The following is a 20,071-nucleotide window of genomic DNA, read 5'->3' on the forward strand; positions in this document are numbered from 1 at the left end:
CCGCGGGTCATGCGTGCCGAACCGTCAGGCGCTGGGTGCCCAGGTCCACGGCGCCGTCGTCGGTGGCCACCGAGGCTTCGACGACGTCGCCGTGCTGCAGGTACTTCGGGTTCTTGGCCTGCCGGGCGAAGAAGGCCTTCCATTTGAGGGCCGGGGGCAACAGGTTGCCGATCAACTCGATCGGCTTGGGGGGTGCACTGAGCGCGGTGCCCACCGGCGTTCCGGTCAGGATGAGATCGCCGGGGGCCAGCTGCTGAAAACGGGTCAGCGCCTGCAGTGCCTGTAGGGGGCGATACAGCATGTCACCTTCCACCAGCCCGTTCTGGCGCTCTTCACCGTTGACGCTCAGCCGCAACCGCAGATCGCCGAAGCGCGCCAGCTCGGAAGCGTCGACGAGCACCAATGCCGGGCCCACGGGCGTGAAACTCGGATAGGACTTGGCCTCGTAGAACTGGGTCTGCGGCAGCTGGATGTCGCGGGCAGAGACGTCGTTGGTGACGGTCAGCCCCACCACGTAGTCGGCGAGGTTGGTATCGGTGATCGTGGTGCCGACCGGGACGTCGCGGCCGATGACCAGTCCGATCTCAACTTCGTAGTCCAGCAGTTTCACGTGTGGCGGGCGGATGATCTGGCCGTACGGATCGCTCAGTGAGGCAGAGGATTTGCGGAAGAACGTCAGCGGGACGGTTTTGGGATCCATGCCGGCGTCGATGACGTGCGATTCGAAGTTGGTCATCTGGGCCACGACTCGGCACGGTGCGGTCACCGGCGCCACCAGCTTCAGCTCCTCGACGGCGACGGTGCCTTCGGTGGCGGCGGCCGCATCGATGGCGGCCCGGTCGGCGAGCAGCTCGGCGGTGGTCGTCGCCGCGGTGGCGATCTTGGCAGCGCCCGTGGGCGTGCGCACCCACCAGGCGTCGGAGGTCCGCAGTACGGAAGTCGTCATGACACAGCCACTTTCAGTAGTCCGATGAGGCGCTTGAGGTCGAACTCGTTGTCGTGCCGCAGCGCGGTGATCATGGCGGCCGCCTGACGGCCCGCCGCGCGGGGGCTCGCGTCGAGAAAGTCTTTGGTGGCCGGTGGCCCCCATTGGGCAAGTCCGGATGCGGTGAACGGTGCCCAGCCCGGTTCGACGGTGTTGTCGAAGACGTCGCCGTCGGCGTAGTGCTCCACCAAGAAACCGTCGGGGTCGCGCCAGTAGTCGAAGATCTGGCTGCCCTGGATGTGTCGCCCGATGCCCCAGGAGCGGAAGTAGCCACGCTCGTGCAGATATTCACCGCCGGCGGCCAATGCGTCTAAGTCGGCGACTTCGTAGGCCGAGTGCACGTATCGGTTCACCGGGCCCAGCGCCAGGGCCAGGGTGTGGTGGTCGGTGGGCACGGTGCCGCGGTCACAGCGGATGAAACTCATGGCCGGGCCACGATCGCGTTGCCCGGGAAAGTAGAGGAAGTCGCTGACGATCATGCCCAGGGTGTCCAGGTACCAGTTCAGCGTCTGCAGGTAGGTGGTGGACTGCAGAACGACGTGGCCCAGGCGCTGCACGCGGGCCGGCACCCGCAGCGGCCGTACTCCGGCGTTGACCCGGGGCTCGGCGCCCCCGACGTTGGCAAGCTGCGGCGTCTGACAGGGCTGTGCGGGCAGGACATGCATGCCGGCGACCACTTTGACCGCGGTCCCGCTGGGGTCGGTCAGTTGCACGGCCACACCGCCGATCGATTCGGGCAGCCGCCGCAGCGGGACACCGGCTTTGTCGGCCAGCCGCGCGACGTCGGCCTCGTCGGCGGCACGCAGCGCATACCCGGCAAAGCGGGTACGCGGGCCGCGCCGCAGAAACACGCACGGCGCCCCGGGGTGGGTGCCGCGCAGCTGCACCTGCACCGGGTCGCTGTAGGCGACACCGAAGCCGAAGGCCCGGGCAAACGCCTCGGCGCGAACCAGATCGGGTTTGTCGAATTCCAGCCAGGCGATGTCGACCACCCGGATGAGCGGGTCCCTGGCGCGGCCGGGGTGCTCGCCGCGAACCGCGCCGTGTTCGCTGTGCAGATCTTTGTGCCCATCGGCCAATGACTGGCCTGTCTTCGGCACGCGCACCACCGCCCTCCGGCTGAACTGACGAAATCGTCACATACGACCAAAGCTTCAGTCAAATGGATTGACGAAATCCTCAATACTGAACCAGCTGATAATCTGCAGGCATGAATGCGCCCGAGCGCGACGTCGACCCGGCTGCGGCCGGTCCGGTCAACAGGCTCGAACGGCGCAAGCTTCGGACCCGCAATGCACTGATCCGCGCAGCCCAGGGCTTCATCGCCGACGGCAGGCTGGCCGTGCCCATCCTGGAGATCACCCAGGCCGCCGACGTCGGCATGGGCTCCTTCTACAACCATTTCGACAGCAAAGAGGAGCTGTTCGCTGCCGCGGTGACCGACGCCCTGGACAGCATCGGCGCCCTGCTCGACACCTGCACCGCCGACATCCCGGACCCCGCCGAGGCCTTCGCCGCCAACTATCGGCTCAGCGGCCGACTGTTTCGCCTGCGCCCGCAGGAGGCCGCACTGCTGCTGGCCAACAGCAGCACCATGATCCTGTCCGAACGCGGCCTGTCGCCCCGGGCATTGCGCGATATCACCGCGGCGATCGAGCAGGGCCGTTTCACCATCGCCGATCCCGAACTGGGGCTGGCCATCGCCGGGGGCGTGTTCGTCGGGTTGGGGACGCTGTTGAGCCAGCGGCCCGACCGCGAGCCCGAAGCCACCGTCGACGAAGCCACCGAGCACGTGCTGACGGCCTTCGGATTGAGTCACGCCGAAGCCCGCGAGATCTGCAGTCGGCCGCTGCCCGACTTGTCGCCGCTGCACGATTCGCCGGCAGCCGAGCCGGAGCACTGACGCAGGCCGCCCATTGACTTCGGCAGCGAGCCCCTGCGAGGATCGCTCTCAGGTTTCCCTTTGGATTTGCTCGTCTGATTATTAGCTGTTGGGCCAGTTTGTGGAAGGACGCCCGGTGATGCTGACCAAGCTCGTCGCCCCGATCGCGATCGCCGGTTCGGTGGCCGGCGGGGTCCTGGCCGCCCCGGTGACCCACGCCGCGCATTTCGACGTGGACCTGCTGTCTGGCACCGCGTTCTTCATAGGTCCCACGACGCTGTCGACGCCGTCGCCGACCTTCGCCCAGACCGCGGCCGATCTGTTCCTGCAGCCCTTGGGTTTTGACGGCGGTGAGGACTTGGACTCGTGTGTGGTCGGTGCCGGCGTGTGTGACGCCCCGCTGCGCATCCTGTCCACGCCGGCGCTGATCCAGCAGGGCCACAGCAGCTTCGTCGGCGCCGCCGAGATCGTCCGGGCGGTGCTCGCCGAACTCGATGCCAATCCGGATGCCTACGACGCCGAGAACCCGCTCTGGATCTTCGGCTGGTCGCAGGGCGCCACGGCCGGCTCCATCGCGATGGCTCAGTTGGCCCACGAAGAAGTCGATCCCGAAGCGCTGCACTTCGTGTTCATCGGCAACCCGGTGGGCGCGGACACCGCCTCGCCGGGAGGGGACGAGCCCGGCTTCTTCGACGGCTCTCTGCTGGCAGGGGTTCAGACCCCGAACAACGCGTTCGCCGTGACCGACTACACCGTCCCCGGAGACCCCGTCACCGACCCCACCTCGACCTCGGCGTTGGGGCTGCTCTACGAACACATGATGTACCTGGGGCTGACGCCCGAGCAGGTGGCCAACAACACGACCAGCACCGACGGCTTGATCACCAACATCGACATCTCTGGTGAATTCGACCAGTTCGGCGCCTGGATCAACGCCTGGGCCCACGGGCTGGTGGACAGCGGCTGGTGGCAGGGCATCTTCTACTCCGTCGTGGCGGCGTTCTACAGCGCCTTCGGCAACATCGAGGACTTCTTCGGTGACTGGCTGGGCATCGACTGGGGCGGCGTGGAAGAGACCCTCGACTTCTGGTTCCCGACCGACGTCTGACCCGCCCGTCGTGGCAGGTGGCTACCGTCATGGAGTGACCCTGCCGCGATCGCGCATGACCCGGGCCTGCGCCCTGGGCAGCGTCGCGCTGGTCCTCGGCGCGCTCCCGGCGTGCGGGCGCTCGCGGCAGCCGCCACCGCCGAGCAGCACCTCCGTTGCGGCAGCGCCTGCGATTCCGCGTGACGATGCGCCCTACCTGCCTCGCGAGGAGTTGGTGGCACCGGTCTCCGAGCTGATCAACGGCGCGATCGCGGCCCCCCGGTTACCGGGCGCGGTAGTGCGGATCGGGCACGCCAGCGCGGTCGTGTTCAGCCAAGCGTTCGGCGTGCGCAAACTCGACGGCGAACCCGGCCTGGACGGCTCGCCGGCCCCGGCCGAGCCGATGACCGAAGACACGATCTTCGACATCGCGTCATTGACGAAGTGCCTCGGCACGGCTGTTGCGGTCCTGCAACTGTATGAACAGGGCCGAGTCGAGATCGACGAACCCGTGCAGACCTATCTGCCGGAGTTCAACGAGGCCAACGACCCGCGGCGTGCTCAGGTGACGTTGCGCATGCTGCTCACCCACACCTCGGGGATCGGTGGCGATCTGAGCCACCAGGGCCCGTGGGGACTGACCGCGGCCGACAAGGCCGGTGGTGTTCATCGGGCGCTGACCGCCCCGCTGGAGTTCGGCCCCGGCGAGCTGTTCCACTACTCCGACATCGGTTTCATCATCCTGGGCACGCTGGTCGAGACCCTGACCGGCCGCCCGCTGGACAGCTACGTGCGCGACAACGTCTTTGCGCCGCTGGGCATGAGCGACACCCGCTACCTGCCCGCCACCAACGCCTGCGGCCCCCACCAGATCCGCGGAACCGCCGTTGCCGTCGACGCCGGCGCATCCGGTGACCATGACTGTCCGGCAGATGGCTGGCGCACAGAACTTCTGGCCCGCATCGCGCCGACCGCGCATGACGAAGACACCCCCGAGATCAATCCCGACTTCGACCAACTGCTGCGCGGCACCGTGCAGGACCCCACGGCACGCCGCATGGGCGGGGTGGCCGGCAGCGCGGGAGTGTTCTCGACGGCCGGCGATATCGGCCGATACGCCCAGGCCCTACTCGATCGACTCGCCGGGCGCCCGAGCCCGTTTCCGCTGCGGCGCTCCACCCTGGAGCTGATGACCACACCCCAGCAACCCGGGCACGACCCCGCCCAGGTGGTGGCCGCGAACGCCGCCGCGCAACAGGCGCTTGCGTCCTCGCCCAACAGGACTGACCCCCTGCTCGCTGTGAGCTACCCGGCGATCGCCGGACAGGATCTCCGCGGTTTCGGCTGGGACATCGATACGCCCCACTCCCGGCCGCGCGGGATGGTCTTTCCGATCGGCAGCTTCGGGCACACCGGGTTCACCGGCGTCACGCTGTGGATCGACCCGGGCTCGGACAGCTACGTGATCGTGCTGGCCAACGTGATCCACCAGCGCGGCGGTCCGCCCATCGCCGGGCTCAGCGGCGACGTGGCCACCGTGACCGGCCGGGCGCTGCACCTGTACGGGAATTGAGATCCGATAATGGCCGGGTGGTCGACCGCAACACTCCCGCGATCCCCGTCATCGCGCTGACGGGCCATCTCGGGGCGGGCAAGACCACCCTGCTCAACCATGTGCTGCGGGCACCGGGTGCCCGAATCGGCGTCATTATCAACGACTTCGGCGAACTCAACGTCGACGCCGGCCTGGTCACCGGCCAGGTCGACGAGCCGGTGTCGATCGCCGGCGGATGCATCTGCCATCTGCCGGACGAAGGCGGGCTCGACGAGGCACTGGAGAAACTGGCCGACCCGAAGCTGGCGCTCGACGCGATCATCATCGAGGCAAGTGGGGTGGCCGAGCCCGCGGACGTGTCACGGGTCATCCGGTTCAGCGGGGTGGAACGGATCCGCCACGGTGGTGTCGTCGACGTCATCGACGCGGCGGAACACTTCAACACGGTCGACACCGCCGCGGCCCCGCCCCAGCGCTACGGCGTGGCCTCCCTGGTGGTGGTCAACAAGCTGGATCGGATCGCCGAGGAGGCTCGCGACGAGACCCTCCGCCGGATCGAAGCCCGGGTGCGCGAACTCAATCCGCATGCGCACGTGGTGGGCGCTATGGCCGGACGGGTGGATCCCCGGTTGCTCTACGACGTCAGCGACGGCGACGCCGCCGGGCAGCTGTCGTTTCGGGAGCTGCTTCTCGACGGCGATGCTCACCACGAGCACACGCACGCTGACTCCGTCACGGTGGTCGGCGACGGCGCTGTGGATCCGGGGCCGCTGATCGACCTGCTCGAACAGCCGCCGCGGGGCGTCTACCGGATCAAGGGCACCGTCGCCGTCGGCAAGCGTCGCTATCTGGTCAACGTCGTCGGCACATCTGTGCACGTGGTGACCGCGCCGCCGGGATCAGGCCCGAGTCATCTGGTCGCGATCGGCACGGACCTCGACACCGCCGATGTTCGCGCGCGCCTGGAAGTAGCGCTGCGGCCGGCCCCGGAGAAGGTGGCCGCCGCCGGTATGCGGCGCTTGCAGCGGTTGCGGCAGTACAGCATTTAGTGGGTAGCCGCGCTCACAGGCCCAAGTCACTGAGTCCGGGGTGATCGTCCGGCCGAAAGCCTGCCCTGTCCCAGTGAAAGAGTCGGTCGGCCTCGGTGATCGCGACGTCGTTGATGCTGGCATGGCGAGTCTTCATCAGCCCGTCGCTGTCGAACTCCCAGTTCTCATTCCCGTAGGCCCGGAACCAGCGCCCCTCGGCGTCGTGGTACTCGTAGGCGAACCGCACGGCGATCCGCTCATCGCCGAACGCCCACAGTTCCTTGATCAACCGGTAGTCCAGCTCGGTCGCCCACTTGTCGCGCAGGAACTCCACGATCTGTTCGCGGCCGCTTAGGAATGTGGAGCGGTTGCGCCACCGGCTGTCCGGCGTGTAGCCCAACGCGACCCGCTCCGGATCGCGGGTGTTCCAGAGGTTTTCGCCGGCGCGGACCTTGGCGGTTGCCGTCTCCCGGGTGAAGGGAGGGACCAGCGGGGAGGTGCTCATCGTCGGCTCCTAGGGCTAAGCCTGCAGAAACGCCAGCAGGTCTGCGTTGATGGTGTCGGCGTGTGTGGTGGGCATGCCGTGCGGAAACCCGCTGTAGGACTTCAATGTTCCGTTCTGCAGCAATGCTGCGGACTTCGGACCCGAGGCGACGTACGGCACGATCTGGTCGTCCTTGCTGTGCATCACCAGCGTCGGAATGGTGATCTTCTTGAGGTCCTCGGTGAAGTCGGTCTGGGAGAACACGACGATCCCGTCGTAGTGCGACAGCGCGTCGCCCATCATCCCTTGGCACCACCAGTTCTCGATGATCGCTTCCGACGGCTCGACACCCGGCTGGTCGTAGTTGTAGAACGGGCCCGCGGGCAACGCCCGGTAGAACTCGGATCGGTTGGCCGCGAGCTGGGCCTGCAGATCGTCGAACACCGACTTCGGGAGTCCTTCGGGATTGGCCTCGGTCTGCACCATCAATGGCGGCACGGCCGAGATCAACGCGGCCTTCGCTGCTCGGCCTTCGCCGTGGCGGCCCAGGTAGCGGACCACCTCGCCGCCGCCGGTCGAGTGCCCCACATGGATGACGTCGTGCAGGTCGAGGTGCTCCACCACCGCGAGCAAGTCGTCGGCGTAATGGTCGGCGTCGTGGCCGTCGGGGGTCTGCGTCGAGCGCCCGTGGCCGCGCCGGTCGTGCGCTATGACGCGATACCCGTGCTGCAGGAAGAAGAGCATCTGGTTGTCCCAGTCGTCAGACGACAGCGGCCAGCCGTGACTGAAAACGATCGGCTGACCCGAACCCCAGTCCTTGTAGAAGATCTCCACTCCGTCAGCGGTGGTGACTGTGGGCATGTCGACTCCTCAGGCCGGCCCGGTGCCCGGGCATCAAGTAGGGCTCATCAGGGGCTCGCCTTTGAGCATCAGGCTCGACGGTAGCCGCTGCGGTGCGTTTGCCCTGGGGCTTTCCCAGCCCGTGTCGACCCGGAATCTGGCGACGCGCTCAGCGCGTGTCGTGCAGCCCAATTCCGGCTCGGCGACAGCGGGTGCGGCAGCGACAGCCACCACCCCACCGGCCACACCTCCACCACGCACCCCGGCAGCCCCGTGTGTTTCCGCGCCCCACCGTCGAGCCGGAATCTTGCGACGCGCCCGCCGCGTGTCGTGTAGCCAAATTCCGGCTCGGCAACAGCGGGCGGGGCGCGAAACCCGACCAAGTGCGTGCCATCGGGTGTAGGCAAGTGACTGGTTCCCCCTGGCCAGGCGCAGTAATGTCATCGCGGTGCGCTTTGTCGCCGCGGGGGGCGGCGCAGCATCACCGAGCGTGCGTGGTGAGGGGAACAGAGCATGCCGCTGAGTCTGTCGAACCGGGACCAGAACTCCGGTCACCTGTTCTACAACCGACGACTGCGCGCCGCCACCACCAAATTCTCGGTGCGAATGAAGCACGACGACCGCAAGCAGACCGCCGCGATCGTGCTCTCGATCGTGCTGATCTTCATCGGCATGGGTTGGATGCTGCTGCTGAACGTGTTACGTCCGGCCGGGATCGTGCGGACATCGTCGATCGTCGGCGACCGCGACTCCGGCGCGATCTACGCCCGCATCGATGGGCGGCTGTACCCGGCGCTCAACATCACCTCCGCCCGACTGGCGGTCGGTCACGCCGAGCTGCCCACCTGGGTCAAACCCGCCGAGATCGCCAAGTTTCCGACCGGGCCTACGATCGGAATTCCCGGCGCACCAACATCGTTGGTCGCCAACACCGATGCCCCCTCGGCGTGGGCGGTCTGCGACACCGCGGCCTCCCCGCGCCGTGCCGAGCCACCCGTGGTGACCTCCATCGCGGGCCCGTTGAGCCAGGCCGGACGCGCCGCACCATTGGCCCCGGGCGCGGCAGTGCTGACCCGCTTCCAGGGCGCCACGTATGTCATCTGGGGCGGCAAGCGATCCCAGGTGGATCCCGCCGATCGGGCGATCACGCTGAGCCTCGGCATCGACCCGGGCGTCACCGTTCCGGTGGAGATGTCGCGGGCACTGTTCGACGCGCTGCCAAGCACCGAACCGCTGCGAGTCCCGGTGATTCCCCTGGCGGGCACGCCGTCGCAGTGGGTGCCCGGGTCCCAGGTCGGGGCGGTGCTGGAGACCCGCACGGCCGGCGGCGGCTCCCAGTTCTATGTGCTGCTGCCCGAGGGAGTCCAGAAGATCACCAGCTTCGTGGCCGACCTGATTCGCAGCGCGAACTCCTTCGGGTCCGTGGCGCCCCTGGTAATCAGCCCGGACAAGCTGATCAACATCCCGGAAGTGGGCACGCTGCCCGTCGAGTACTACCCGAACAGCACGCTGAAGTTCGTCGACACGACCGCCAATCCAACGACGTGCGTCGCTTGGGAGAAGGCTTCCGGCGACCGGCAGGCGCGGATAACCCTGTTCAGCGGGCGCGGCCTGCCGGTGTCACCGGCGATGGACAGTCGGATCGTCAAGTTGGTTCGCGATGACCGCAGCCCCACCTCGGTGGTGGCCAACGAGGTACTGGTGCTGCCGGGCGCAACCAATTTCGTCACCTCGACCAGTGAACTGCTCGACTCCGACTCGCGCGAAACCCTGTTCTGGGTATCACCCAACGGTGTGCGATTCGGGATCGCCGCCGAGAGCGAGACCCTGCGGGGCCTCGGCCTGGATCCCGGCTCGGCGCAGCAGGCGCCGTGGCCGTTGTTGCGCACCTTCGCGACCGGTCCGGAACTGTCACGGCATGCCGCGCTGCTGGCCCGCGACACCGTGACCTCGGCCGGCGCGGTGCAACCGGTGGTCCCCAACAATCAGCAGGGCCTACCGGGAGGGCACTGAGGCGATGTCCAAGCGCGCATTCGTTCCGGTCCGTCTTCAGGTTCCCGAACCCAGGCCGGTGCGGGTGGCTCCCCGCGCACCGGACGCCCTTCCCGAACGGGAGCCACGCAACCTATGGGTGATGATCGGCATGCCCGCGCTGATCGTCGCGCTGATCGGCACCATCGTCATGCTCTACGTCTCCGGGGTGCGCAGCTTGGGCTCGGGCATGTTCCCCATGGTGGGCATGGCGGGTCTGGGCATGCTGATGTTCTCCGGGCGATTCGGGCGGGCCCGCAAGATCAGCTGGGGCGAGCAGGAAAAGAATCGGCGCAGCTATCTGCGAACTCTCGACGGGGAGCGCGACGAAATCCAGAAGGCGGTCTGCGCCCAACGCAGATCCCAGGAACTGGTGCACTCCACTCCGCAGAGCCTTGGCGCGGTCATCGGCGGGCCGCAGATGTGGGAACGCCGTCGCTCCGATGTGGACTTTCTGGACGTGCGGATGGGTGTCGGCGTGCAGCATGCCCCGGACTCCGTGCTGTCGGTGCAGTGGCCGGAGATCCCCATCGACGAGGAGTTGGAGCCGGTCACCGGCCAGGCGTTGCGCGACTTCATCCTCGAACAGCGCAAGATCCGCGACATCGCGAAGGTGGTCAACCTGCGCTCCCGCCCGGGCTTCAGCTTCATCGGCGAGGACCTCGACGCAGTCCGCTCACTGCTGCGTTCCATGCTGAGCGGGCTGGCGGTATTTCACAATCCGCTCGACATCAAATTGATGGTGGTGACCCGGCACCCCGAGCTGTGGTCCTGGATGGTCTGGCTCCCGCATAACCAACACGATGAGCTGTTCGACGCCTGCGGATGGCGGCGCCTGGTCTTCACCAGCCCCACCGAACTCGAGGCGACGCTCGGCGCCGACCTGCATATGAAAGGCAAGCGCGGCGCCTGGCGGGCGCCTTCGTCGCCGAGTCCCACCACCATGGGATCGGCGTTGGAAACCGGCACCGATGGCCACGATCTGGGTCCGCACTGGGTGATCGTCGACGACAACACCGGCAGCCCCGAGGCCTGGGAGAGCGTTGTCGGGCGGGTCGGGAAGGAAGGCATCACCGTGCTGCGGGTGGCATCCCGGCCGGGTGCCGGTGTCGGATTCGCCCGCGAGGAGATCTTCGAGGTGATCGGCCAACCGGCCCACCGCGGCACCGACCCCGCAGCGCGGCCCATGCTGCGCGCCGGCGGCAAATTCTTCGCCCACGCCGATCAGCTGTCGGTGCCGCGCGCCTACCGCTACGCGCGGGCGATGGCCCGCTGGTCCCCGACGGCCAGTGTTGACGTCGCCGACGCGGGCAGCGGCGCTGTCGAGCTGTTACGCGCACTGGGGATCGATGACGCGCGCGAGCTGAACGTCGACCGGTTGTGGGCCGAGCGGCGCAGTCGCGGCGACGAGCGCTGGGCTGAGATCCCCGTCGGCGCCAAGCCCAATGGTGAGTTGCAGAACGTGGTGCTGCGCGCAAAAGACTTCGGCGGCTTCGGGTTCCACTCCGTGGTGATCGGCACCAGCGGCTCAGGCAAGTCGGAGTTCTTCCTGTCCCTGGTCTACGGCATCGCGCTGACCCACTCGCCGGAGACCTTCAATGTGATCTTCGTGGACATGAAGTTCGAGTCCGCGGCCCAGGACATCCTCGGCATCCCGCACGTGTCGGCGGCACTGTCCAACCTCGGCAAAGACGAACGGCACCTCGCCGAACGGATGCGCCGGGCCATCGACGGTGAGATCGCCCGACGCTACCGCCTGTTCAACTCGGTCGGGGCACGCGATGCCAACGACTACGAGGAAATCCGGCTGGCCGGCCGGGACCTGGAGCCGGTGCCGATCCTGCTGGTGGTGATCGACGAATACCTCGAGCTGTTCCAGAACCATCCCAAATGGATCGACCTGATCATCCACATCGGTCAGGAAGGTCGCGGCGCCAACGTCTTCTTTATGCTCGGGGGACAGCGTCTGGACCTGTCGTCGTTGCAGAAAGTCAAGTCCAACATCGCTTTCCGGGTCGCACTGCGCGCCGAGTCCGGTGACGACAGCCGCGAGGTGATCGGCTCGGATGCCGCGTATCACCTGCCGTCGAAGGAGAACGGGTTCGGTCTTCTGAAGGTTGGCCCCCGCGACCTGGACCCGTTCCGCTGTTTCTACCTCTCTGCTCCGTTCGTCGTCCCCAAGCGCAAGACGTCGACGGCCAAGACCTTTGACATGACCCTGACCAAGCCGCGGTTGTACACCTGGCAGTACCAGCCGCTTGATGAGGCGGACGCACAAGCGCTGCAGGATATTTCGGCCACTGATGCCGAACCGGACGAATTCCTTCTGCACGCCGACGGCTTCAAGAAGAAGAAGATCGTCGACGTACTGCGGGAGTCCCTGATCGCCGCCGACCGCAAGGCCCCCCACCTGCCGTGGCTGCCCCCGTTGGAGGTCTCCGAGCCGGTAGACGAGTTGGTGGCGCGGTATCGCGGCAAGCCGTGGGACATCGACTACGGCCGCAACCCCGGGCTGGTGTGGCCGCTGGCCGTCAAGGACATCCCCGAGGACGCCCAGCAGTTGGTTCACTGTGTCGACGTGTTGCGCAGCAACGTCATGGTGGTGGGGGCCAAGAGCCGCGGCAAGACGACGACGCTGATGACACTGATGTGTTCGGCGGCGCTGATGTACTCCCCGGCGCGGCTGACGTTTTTCTGCGTTGGCGGCGCCACGCTGGGCTATGCCGAGACTCTGCCGCATGTGGCCGACATCGTCTCGCCGGCCGACCGCGAGGGCGTGGAGCGCACCGTGGCGACCATGGCCGCGCTGATCAGCGCCCGGCAGGACTCCTTCCGGCGCGACAAGATCGACATCAACGAATTCCGGGCGCGGCGCTTCGGTTCCGGCGAGGATGGCCTCGCGGGCACCGATCCCAATGATCCGTACGGTGACGTGTTCCTTGTCGTCGACGACTTCTCCGACCTCTACGCCGCCGACACCATGCTCGGCGACCGGATCATCGCGCTCAGCAGTGCCGGACCCGAATACGGCGTGCACCTGATGACCAGCGCTTCAGGCTGGATCCACGGCCAGCGTCAGACGTTGTTGCAGAACTCCGACGTGCGCATCCAGCTACGACTGCAAAATCCGGCCGAGAACGAGATGGGCACTGCATCGCTCGATGCCCGCGACGCCGCCAAGCGCACGGTGAACCGGCCCGGTTTCGGTCTGACCGAGTCGCTGCACGAGATGCTCATCGGGGTGCCGGAGCTGGCCGCAGCCGACGGCACCCGCATCGGAACCCGGGAACTGGGGGCGCGGGTCGCCGAGGTCGCGGGGGTGACCAAGCACGCCACGCTCAAGCGATTGCCGCCCGCGGTGGCACTGTCGGAGCTCCTGGCCTACGACGTGGCTCAGCGTCCGCCCGCCCAGACTGCCCCGTCGATCGCGTTCATGATCGGCGAGCAGCACAACCTTCTGCCGGTACCGCTGATGCTGTCCGAACATCCCGGGATGATGATCCTCGGGCGGGCCCTGTGCGGTAAGAGCGCCACCCTGGCCGCGATCGGCGAAGCGGTCATGGCGCGGTTCAGTGCAGACGAAGCGCAGATCACCATCGTCGATCCCAAGACCGGGCCACTGCGTGACCTGCAGGGTGCCGACTACATCAACGCGTACGCCTATGACCAGGACGAGATCGACGAGGTACTGACCACGCTGGCTCAGCAGGTTCTGCTGCCCCGGCTGCCCGCCAAGGGCCTGAGCCAAGAGGAACTGCGCGCGCTCAAGCCTTGGGTGGGGCCGCGTCATTTCGTGTTGGTGGACGACGCGCAGGATCTGCGTCCGGCGCAGATCCATCCGGCCAAGGCGCCGGTGGGTGCAGCGTTGTGGAAGCTGATGGAACGCGGCCGTCAGATCGGACTGCACGTGTTCGCCACCAGGAACTCGTCCAACTTCGGCCAACTGGAGATGGACCCCTGGGTCAAGACCCAGCGCGCCGCCAAGGTGCCCACCTTGTTCATGGACAACGACCCGCAGAACAAGGTCAATCGGATGGTGCGGGCACAGGCGTTGCCGCCCGGCCGCGGATTACTCGTCAACGATTCCGAGGTGGAAGGCGTGTTGGTCGGGGTGCCATCGTCGATGATCCACAATTTCGAGCAGCAATAACCGGTATTTACTTTATGAAGTGACGGCGGCCGCATATCGGTTTACGATCGATCCGACCTGCCAACGTCGGCATATCGACGATGCGGCATCGGGGAGGAAATCATGTTCTCTGTAGAACCGGAAGCGGTCCTGGCGTCTTCGGGGGTCGAAGCGGAAATCACCGCAGAAACAGCGGCGGCCGCCTCCGCGGCCAGCCCGGCCCTGTTGGGCGTTCTACCTATGGGCAACGACCCGGACTCCATCGCTTTCCAGGCCGCATTGCTGGCATCCGGTACGCAATACCTGGGTATCGTCGCCGAGCATTCGGCGCAGCGCGGGCTGTTCTCCGGTGCACAGGCCACCGCCTCCGGTGTCTACGGCGCCACCGAGGCGCTGCGATCCGCCGCCGTCGCACTGGGCGGCTAATCAGTGGCTGACCCGGGGTGGGCCGCCCGCACGCCGGAGACCAACGACATGTTGATCAAGTCCGGCGCGGGCGTCGCGACCATGCTGACCAATGGGGCGGCATGGACATCCCTGGGGGTGGCCCACCACGCGTCGGGAATCGCTTCGGCCGTCAACACCGCCCTGACCTCTATCGGATGGATCGGCGCCGGATCGGAGGGATCGGTCCTCAACGCAACCCTGTTGAACGTGGCGCTCCACGGTCTGGCGGGCTGGGTGGATGTCAAGGCACCTGTCGTCGCCACAGCGGTCGAGGCCTACCAGCTGGCCTACAGCAGCATGCGCACCACCCAGGAGTGCGAGGAGAACCGGTTCGAGACGGCCACCGACTACGGCATCAATCCGTCGGTATTGGGGGCCTTGACGCCGCGCATCACGTCGCTCGAGTTCGAGTATTACGGCCTGTTCTGGCCAAACAACGCCGCGGTGGGCGCGTCCTACGGTGCGGTGCTGACCGCGCTCATCTCCAGCCTGACGGTTCCCCCACCGGTGGCCGGAATGGGCGCTTCGCCGGCGGCCCCCGCCGCTGCCGCCAGCGCGGTCGGTGAGGCGACGTCGCAGGTCGCGGCCGGCGGCGCCATGCGCGCCGCCCACACCGGTACCTCGACCGCGAGCAACGCCGCCGGGCAGGGCGCCAACGCAGCGCAGGGTATGGGCGGGCAGATGAGTTCGATGCTGGGTCCGGTCCAGCAGATCGGTTCGACACTGACGCAGGCGCCACAGTCACTGATGCAGATGCCGCAGTCGCTGATGAGCCCGATGCAGTCGCTGATGGGCATGTTCATGAATCCGAGCATGCTGGGCGGCGCTCTCAATCCGGGCGGGACCGGTGGGGCCACGGCCACGCTGGCCAATGCGACGTCAGCGCCAGGTGCAGGCGCCTTCGGCGGTGGCGGATCGGGCGCGCCGCTCTCGGCTTTCACCCGACCCGTGAGCGCGTTCGATTCCGCCGGCGGCCGCCCGGTTGGTTTGCGGCCCAGCAGCGCACTGGGCTCCGTCGAGTCCCAACGGGTGACGTCCACCGGCGGTGGCGGCATGGGCGGCATGCCCGTGGCAGCCCACGGCGCGGGGTCGGGCGGGAAGGGCCAAGGCGCCCGGTCCTCCGACCGAACCAACACCGTAAGAGTTGTCGACGACCGGGCTTGACCTGGAAGTTTGCTGAATGCAGGGTGAATCGACACATCCGAAAGGAGCAAATACACTACCGCCAGCCACATCCCGCCAAACCAGGGGGGTTGTTTTACAACCGAGGAGGAACCGATGGCAGCCATTGTCGTCACGCCCGAACTGATGCGGAACACCGCGTCAAAGTTGTCGCAGCACATCGAACACGCGCAGGCCATCGCCAACCAGTACCTGGCCGACCACGAGAACATCCTGGGCGCTGGAACGTGGGACGGTGGCGGCTCCCGGGCGTCGTATGCCACCGCCGCGCAGATTCACGATGACGTACAGAAGGTCCTCACCGGCGGCCACCGGCTGACCGAGGGGCTCAACCAGGCCGCTGCCCTGATGGAGTCGCACGAATCCCACTCCGAGCACGCCTTCCACTCACTCTTCGGCGGACAGTCCGCCTAACCCTCGACCCCAGCTCTCGAAAGGACACCGATCCCCATGGCAGACAGTGGCGGTATCACCTACAACCCCGGCCCCGTCTCCGATCACGCCCACAGCGTGGTCAGCAGCGCCGGCACCCTCGACCAGATCCACCAGGACGCCCACCAGCTCACCCAGATGCTGACCGAGTACTTCGCCGGCCACGGTGCCACCGGCTTCTTCGAAGCCCAGGCCCAGATGCTGTCCGGGCTGCAGGGCCTGATCGAAACCATCGGTCAGCACGGCTCCACGATCGGCTCTGTACTGGAAGGGGCCATTTCGACCGACAAGACGATCCAATCGCTTTTCTGATCGGCTTGATCATCACGGAGGTGGGGTGTCTGCGCGAGCGGCGCAGATACCCCACTTTCCGCGTCAGGCCGACTACGGCGACCACAGGTGAGACGAGGGTGACGTGCTGACTACGACGCTCGACGGACTGTGGGTGCTGCAGGCGGTCACCGGGATCGAGACACTCTGCCCCGAACTGGGCCTCCGCCCCCTGCTGCCCCGTCTCGACACTGCCGAGCGTGCGCTGCGGCACCCCATCGCCGAGGAACTGACCGAGATCGGCGTACTCGACGACCAGTGCGAAGTGGACCCCATGGTCCGGGAATGGCTGACCGTGATCATGCGTCGCGACATCGCGCTGATGCTGAACCTGCACTTCCCCGGGCGGCCCAGCGGCGACCCCCAGTTCATGACCCGCGTCTCGATCAGCCGCTTCGCCTCCTGGTGGGTGGTGCTCGAACGCCATGACCAAGAGGTGCGCCTGTATCCCGCCGGCAGTGCGAGCGACCCGGGCGCCGCGGGCGATCTGGTGGTGGGCCAGATCGAGCGGCTATGCGGGGTCACCGACGCAGCCCAGCTGCGTCCAGTCACCCTGGACACCAAGCAGCTGCTCGAGCGCGTCCATGACCAGGACAGTCTCCGCCAGTACCTGACGGCGCAGCGTCTCGACGTCGACCAACAACAGGTCGTAGCGCTGGCCGCCGACCCGGAGCTTTCTGGACAGGCCAACGTCGTCGCGATCCAGCCGGGCGCCGGCCCCGAGGAGCTGGCGCGGATGGCTATTGCGGACACCGCGGTGCTGATCTCGGACACTCCGTCGGGCCGCGTCTGCGTGGAGAACGTCGACACCGGCGGCCGTCGCTACCAGATCATCTCCCCCGGCACGCGTGGCAACGTCGCCGACGCCATCCTGCGACTCATCGCTCGACTTCCGGCGGGCGCGGACTGGCATTCACATAGGCGGGTTGTGTGACAGTGAATTCACATCTTCACCATTACTGTGCAATATCAACAATCATCAGAAATATTGCAAACGCCGAATCAGCAGCCGTGTTAACATCACTCTCGTGACGAGCCCATGGAATAACTCGAATATGCCAGACGAAGGCTCGTCCGGGCGGTGGGATCCTGCATCCAGCCACCGCTACCGCGATTCCGTATCGGATTCCATGCGCATTTCCGACCTGGCGACCCCCCGCAAGATTCCGCCGGGCTCGGGCTGGCGCAAACTGGTCTATGCCGTGTCGGCGAAAGTCATAAATCCCGGCGAATCTCCGCGCGAACGGCATTACCGCGATCTGCGTAATAGAATTCGTCGCCATATCCGGCGTCAGTACGTGATCACCTTGGTGTCCGGAAAGGGCGGCACCGGGGTGACGACGATGACCGCCGCTATCGGCAGCGTGTTCCGCGAATGCCGACCGGAAAATGTCATCGCGATTGACGCCGTCCCGAGCTTCGGGACCCTGTCCGATCGCATCGACGAACACCCGCCGGGCGACTACTCGGCCGTCCTGAGCGACACCGACGTGCAGGGCTATTCCGATATCCGCGAACACCTGGGACAAAACGCCATCGGCCTCGACGTCCTCGCCGGAAACCGCACCTCGGATCAGCTGCGGCCGCTGGTTCCAGCCATGTTCAGCGGGGTGCTGTCGCGGTTGCGGCGGACCCACAACGTGATCCTGATCGATACCGCGGCAGACCTGGAGCACCCGGCCATGAAACCGGTGCTGGAGAACACCGACACGCTGGTCTTCGTCTCCGGCATCACCGCGGACCAGTCCCGGCCGGTGTTGCGGGCGGTGGACTACCTCGCCTCGCAGGGCTACCACGAACTGGTGTCCCGGTCCACGGTGATCCTCAACCACCCCGCGCCGGGTGGGGACAACGCCGCGGTGGCCTATCTGACCGAGCGGTTCAGCAAGACCGGCGCCACGGTGGAGGTCATGCCGTATGACGCACATCTGGCGAAGGGCGGAATCATCGACGTCCAAAACGAGGTGAAGAAAAAAGCCCGGTTGCGGTTATTTGAAATAACCGCCGGTCTGGCCGACAAGTTCGTGCCCGACACCGAAAGGTAAGCATGGTGACCTCTCCGACACCAGCTAAAGTCGCGTTTCCGGCACGCTGTGCGGTGAGTATCGCCTATGACAAACATCTCGTATCGCAGGTCTTTCCGGCCGGTATCCCGGTGGAGGAATTCTTCGAGGGAATGGTCGAGCTGCTCGACGAGGACCTGCACCACCACGGTTTCGACGGGGTAGCTCTTCCCCCGGGCGGCTACGAACTGCACAAAGTCAACGGTGTCCGGCTGGATATCACCCGCAGCCTTGACGACCTGGGTGTCCAGGACGGCGACACCCTTGTTCTGGTCCCAGCCGTGGGCGGCGACTCCTTCGAGCCGCAGTTCGAATCGCTGTCGAGCGCTCTGGCCGCCACGGCCCGCCGGCTGGGCACCCAACCCGAGATCAAATGCCAGGAGTGTGGGCACAAAGCCGACGAGCAGACGGTGGCCCGGCTACTCAACGTCAAAGTCGACCGGATGTTCGCTCCAGTCACCGCGTTGACCGCCGCGCACACCGCGATCGGGCTGCTTGCCATGGCGGTGGTCGTGCTGTCGACGCTGGCGGTTCGGGCCCGGACCTTCAGCGACAGTTGGCCACCCGCGGCGGTCCTGGCCGGCCTCGGCGGACTGCTGGCGCTGGGTGCCACGGTGATCCGACGGAACTGGCCATCACGCAACGACTTGTTCAGCGGATTCGGCTGGTTGGCCGTGCTGGCGCTGTCCTCCGCTGCGCTGTGCGCGGCACCCGGCGCCCTGGGCGCGCCCCACCTGCTGATCGCAGTGACGGTCCTGGGGTTGGGCGCGCTCGGCCTGAGCGTGCTGCTGCGCTCGCAGACCGCCGTGGCAACCGCGGTGGTCACCGCCGCCGGAATCGGCGGGACGGTGGCGGCAGTGCGGATGTGGCATCCGGTGTCCCCGCAGGTGATCGGTATCTGCATGCTGTTGGGTCTGCTGATCCTGTTGCGTATGTCGCCGACGATCGCGCTGTGGGTGGCGCGGGTGCGGCCGCCGTACTTCGGATCGATCACCGGCAGGGACCTATTCGCTCGCCGCGCCAACATGCCTATCGATACGGTCTCTCCGGTCAGTCCGGAAGACGGCGAGGACGACGAGGACGACCTGGTCGACATCTCTGCCCGTGGCGCCGCGATCGCGGCCTCGGCCCGCCTGATCAACGCGGTGCAGGTCGGGATGTGTGTCGCCGTCGCGACGGCGCTGCCGATCGCGGTCTGGATGGTGTTGGAACCGAGCGGGGCCCGGCCGCGTGGGGCAGTGGCTCTGTGCGGTCTGGTGGCGGGCCTGTTCATCACCCAGGGCCGCGGCTTCGCCGGCCGCGTCCAAGCGATCGCCCTGGTGGGCGGGGCATGCGCGGCCGTGCTGACCGGAATCGTGAAATACGCACTGGCGAGCCCGGGCGACACCGCCGCCGGGTTCTTGTGGCCGGCCGCTGCCGTCGTGGTATTCGCCGGGCTCGGGGTGGCTGCCGGCCTGTTGGTCCCTGAGACCAGGTTCGTGCCCTGGATCCGACTGGCCGTCGAATGGCTCGAGGTCCTCGCGTTCATTGTGGTTGGGGTTCTTGGCGCTTGGCTGGGAGGACTGTTCGTGTGGGTGCGCAACTGAGCCGCGTGCG

The 20,071-nt window shown here is 66.9% G+C and carries 17 protein-coding genes; 13 read left to right on the forward strand and 4 right to left on the reverse strand.

The features are described from left to right. Positions 1–7 precede the first annotated feature (7 nt). Both AWC18_RS15640 and AWC18_RS15645 read right to left on the reverse strand, forming a co-directional pair. Entirely contained in the window at positions 8–946 is a 939-nt protein-coding gene (locus tag AWC18_RS15640; RefSeq protein ID WP_085139317.1) for a fumarylacetoacetate hydrolase family protein, read from the reverse strand. After that, positions 943–2,085: a VOC family protein gene (locus AWC18_RS15645; RefSeq protein ID WP_208858380.1), complete on the reverse strand. Its 1,143-nt coding sequence runs from the start codon at positions 2,083–2,085 to the stop codon at positions 943–945. Before AWC18_RS15645 ends, AWC18_RS15640 begins: the two co-directional genes overlap by 4 nt. Positions 2,086–2,195: 110 nt before the next feature. Between AWC18_RS15645 and AWC18_RS15650 the strand changes: the two genes are divergently transcribed. The 4 genes from AWC18_RS15650 to AWC18_RS15665 all read left to right on the forward strand — a co-directional run bounded on the left by AWC18_RS15650 (position 2,196) and on the right by AWC18_RS15665 (position 6,558). Next, positions 2,196–2,888, forward strand: coding sequence for a TetR/AcrR family transcriptional regulator (locus AWC18_RS15650; RefSeq protein WP_085139319.1), 693 nt, complete (start codon positions 2,196–2,198; stop codon positions 2,886–2,888). A gap of 118 nt (positions 2,889–3,006) precedes the next feature. Next, positions 3,007–3,975 (forward strand): PE-PPE domain-containing protein, encoded by a 969-nt coding sequence (locus AWC18_RS15655; protein ID WP_085139334.1) that lies wholly within the window; start codon positions 3,007–3,009, stop codon positions 3,973–3,975. 55 nt (positions 3,976–4,030) lie between these two features. Beyond that, the gene (locus AWC18_RS15660; RefSeq protein WP_085139335.1) at positions 4,031–5,527 is read left to right on the forward strand and encodes a serine hydrolase domain-containing protein; all 1,497 of its coding nucleotides are present in this window, start codon (positions 4,031–4,033) and stop codon (positions 5,525–5,527) included. A gap of 17 nt (positions 5,528–5,544) precedes the next feature. Then, on the forward strand, positions 5,545–6,558 hold the full coding sequence (locus tag AWC18_RS15665) for a CobW family GTP-binding protein (RefSeq protein ID WP_085139320.1): 1,014 nt from the start codon (positions 5,545–5,547) through the stop codon (positions 6,556–6,558). Positions 6,559–6,571: 13 nt separating this feature from the next. Here the strand turns inward: AWC18_RS15665 and AWC18_RS15670 are convergent, their stop codons facing one another. Next, positions 6,572–7,042, reverse strand: a complete 471-nt coding sequence (locus AWC18_RS15670) for a nuclear transport factor 2 family protein (RefSeq protein WP_085139321.1) — start codon at positions 7,040–7,042, stop codon at positions 6,572–6,574. Between the two features lie 15 nt (positions 7,043–7,057). Next, positions 7,058–7,882, reverse strand: a complete 825-nt coding sequence (locus AWC18_RS15675; RefSeq protein WP_085139322.1) for an alpha/beta fold hydrolase — start codon at positions 7,880–7,882, stop codon at positions 7,058–7,060. 492 nt (positions 7,883–8,374) lie between these two features. Between AWC18_RS15675 and eccB the strand changes: the two genes are divergently transcribed. From eccB to eccD, 9 genes are all read left to right on the forward strand, one after another. After that, on the forward strand, positions 8,375–9,874 hold the full coding sequence (gene eccB, locus AWC18_RS15680) for a type VII secretion protein EccB (RefSeq protein ID WP_085139323.1): 1,500 nt from the start codon (positions 8,375–8,377) through the stop codon (positions 9,872–9,874). Between the two features lie 4 nt (positions 9,875–9,878). Continuing rightward, a complete protein-coding gene (gene eccCa, locus AWC18_RS15685; protein WP_085139324.1) occupies positions 9,879–14,042 on the forward strand; it encodes a type VII secretion protein EccCa in 4,164 nt (1,387 codons plus the stop codon). 102 nt (positions 14,043–14,144) lie between these two features. Beyond that, on the forward strand, positions 14,145–14,447 hold the full coding sequence (locus AWC18_RS15690) for a PE domain-containing protein (RefSeq protein ID WP_420093351.1): 303 nt from the start codon (positions 14,145–14,147) through the stop codon (positions 14,445–14,447). A 3-nt stretch (positions 14,448–14,450) separates the two neighbouring features. Further along, the gene (locus AWC18_RS15695; protein WP_085139326.1) at positions 14,451–15,632 is read left to right on the forward strand and encodes a PPE family protein; all 1,182 of its coding nucleotides are present in this window, start codon (positions 14,451–14,453) and stop codon (positions 15,630–15,632) included. A gap of 114 nt (positions 15,633–15,746) precedes the next feature. Next, a complete protein-coding gene (locus tag AWC18_RS15700) occupies positions 15,747–16,064 on the forward strand; it encodes a WXG100 family type VII secretion target (RefSeq protein WP_064997967.1) in 318 nt (105 codons plus the stop codon). 36 nt (positions 16,065–16,100) lie between these two features. Further along, the gene (locus AWC18_RS15705) at positions 16,101–16,394 is read left to right on the forward strand and encodes a WXG100 family type VII secretion target (protein ID WP_064997966.1); all 294 of its coding nucleotides are present in this window, start codon (positions 16,101–16,103) and stop codon (positions 16,392–16,394) included. Between the two features lie 103 nt (positions 16,395–16,497). Beyond that, the gene (locus AWC18_RS15710; RefSeq protein ID WP_085139327.1) at positions 16,498–17,346 is read left to right on the forward strand and encodes an ESX secretion-associated protein EspG; all 849 of its coding nucleotides are present in this window, start codon (positions 16,498–16,500) and stop codon (positions 17,344–17,346) included. Positions 17,347–17,440: 94 nt separating this feature from the next. After that, positions 17,441–18,457: a MinD/ParA family ATP-binding protein gene (locus AWC18_RS15715; protein WP_109560107.1), complete on the forward strand. Its 1,017-nt coding sequence runs from the start codon at positions 17,441–17,443 to the stop codon at positions 18,455–18,457. A gap of 2 nt (positions 18,458–18,459) precedes the next feature. Continuing rightward, the gene (gene eccD, locus AWC18_RS15720) at positions 18,460–20,061 is read left to right on the forward strand and encodes a type VII secretion integral membrane protein EccD (protein WP_085139329.1); all 1,602 of its coding nucleotides are present in this window, start codon (positions 18,460–18,462) and stop codon (positions 20,059–20,061) included. Positions 20,062–20,071: the final 10 nt, after the last annotated feature.

This window comes from Mycolicibacter nonchromogenicus (assembly GCF_002101775.1).
Taxonomy (GTDB): domain Bacteria; phylum Actinomycetota; class Actinomycetes; order Mycobacteriales; family Mycobacteriaceae; genus Mycobacterium; species Mycobacterium nonchromogenicum.

Excerpts from the sequence above, each read along its gene's own strand:
- AWC18_RS15640 (WP_085139317.1), bottom strand. The coding sequence starts at position 946 with ATGACGACTTCCGTACTGCGGACCTCCGACGCCTGGTGGGTGCGCACG.
- AWC18_RS15650 (WP_085139319.1), top strand. The coding sequence starts at position 2,196 with ATGAATGCGCCCGAGCGCGACGTCGACCCGGCTGCGGCCGGTCCGGTC.
- AWC18_RS15655 (WP_085139334.1), top strand. The coding sequence starts at position 3,007 with ATGCTGACCAAGCTCGTCGCCCCGATCGCGATCGCCGGTTCGGTGGCC.
- AWC18_RS15660 (WP_085139335.1), top strand. The coding sequence starts at position 4,031 with ATGACCCGGGCCTGCGCCCTGGGCAGCGTCGCGCTGGTCCTCGGCGCG.
- AWC18_RS15670 (WP_085139321.1), bottom strand. The coding sequence starts at position 7,042 with ATGAGCACCTCCCCGCTGGTCCCTCCCTTCACCCGGGAGACGGCAACC.
- AWC18_RS15675 (WP_085139322.1), bottom strand. The coding sequence starts at position 7,882 with ATGCCCACAGTCACCACCGCTGACGGAGTGGAGATCTTCTACAAGGAC.
- eccB (WP_085139323.1), top strand. The coding sequence starts at position 8,375 with ATGCCGCTGAGTCTGTCGAACCGGGACCAGAACTCCGGTCACCTGTTC.
- eccCa (WP_085139324.1), top strand. The coding sequence starts at position 9,879 with ATGTCCAAGCGCGCATTCGTTCCGGTCCGTCTTCAGGTTCCCGAACCC.
- AWC18_RS15690 (WP_420093351.1), top strand. The coding sequence starts at position 14,145 with ATGTTCTCTGTAGAACCGGAAGCGGTCCTGGCGTCTTCGGGGGTCGAA.
- AWC18_RS15700 (WP_064997967.1), top strand. The coding sequence starts at position 15,747 with ATGGCAGCCATTGTCGTCACGCCCGAACTGATGCGGAACACCGCGTCA.
- AWC18_RS15705 (WP_064997966.1), top strand. The coding sequence starts at position 16,101 with ATGGCAGACAGTGGCGGTATCACCTACAACCCCGGCCCCGTCTCCGAT.
- eccD (WP_085139329.1), top strand. The coding sequence starts at position 18,460 with ATGGTGACCTCTCCGACACCAGCTAAAGTCGCGTTTCCGGCACGCTGT.